We start from the raw sequence: 732 nt of genomic DNA on the forward strand, positions 1-732 counted from the left end.
AGGTGAAATTTTAGAAGCGATTCACAGACCCCTTGGAGCCAGATCAATGGATAGCATTAAGCGCAGAACCCGTGCGGGAATGGGGCGTTGCCAAGCTGGATTTTGTACACCGAAAACAATGCAGATCCTTGCCCGTGAATTAGGGATTAGTATGACTGAAATTACAAAAAAAGGTGGCGTGTCAAAATTGCTTGTTGGCAAGAATAAAGAACTAAAAGCAGAGAAGGTGACAAAATGATCCATCATGATATTGTCATTATCGGTGGTGGCCCCGCCGGACTTGCTGCCGCAGTGGCAGCCAAAAATGAAGGCGTTGATGACGTTCTTATAATTGAACGGGATGAGCGTTTAGGAGGTATTCTTAATCAATGTATTCATAATGGATTTGGGTTGCACACCTTTAATGAAGAGTTGACTGGCCCTGAATATGCTAGCCGTTTTATTGATGAAGTTGAGAAACTTAAGATGGCCTATTACTTAAAAACAATGGTCATTTCGATTAACGAAAGCAAACAAATAACCTTGGTGAATGCGACCGATGGACTGATTGAAATTCAGGCGGAATCCATTATCTTAGCCATGGGCTGTCGCGAACGTCCGAGGGGAGCCTTGAACATTCCGGGGTATCGCCCAGCCGGTATTTTTACAGCCGGAACAGCGCAACGTTTGGTCAATATTGAAGGTGTTATGCCAGGCAAAGAAGTGATTATTCTCGGATCGGGAGATATTGGT

General features: G+C 44.3%; 2 protein-coding genes. Both read left to right on the plus strand.

Features of this window, described 5'->3' with window-relative positions:
- Positions 1-238 (plus strand): (2Fe-2S)-binding protein (locus RR062_06150; GenBank protein ID MEG2027282.1); only part of this gene is annotated, 238 nt, incomplete at its 5' end.
- The coding region (locus RR062_06155; protein MEG2027283.1) for an FAD-dependent oxidoreductase at positions 235-732 on the plus strand (498 nt) is incomplete at its 3' end. The genes RR062_06150 and RR062_06155, both read left to right, overlap by 4 nt.

It is taken from the genome of Clostridia bacterium, assembly GCA_036654455.1.
Lineage (GTDB): Bacteria > Bacillota > Clostridia > Christensenellales > CAG-314 > JAVVRZ01.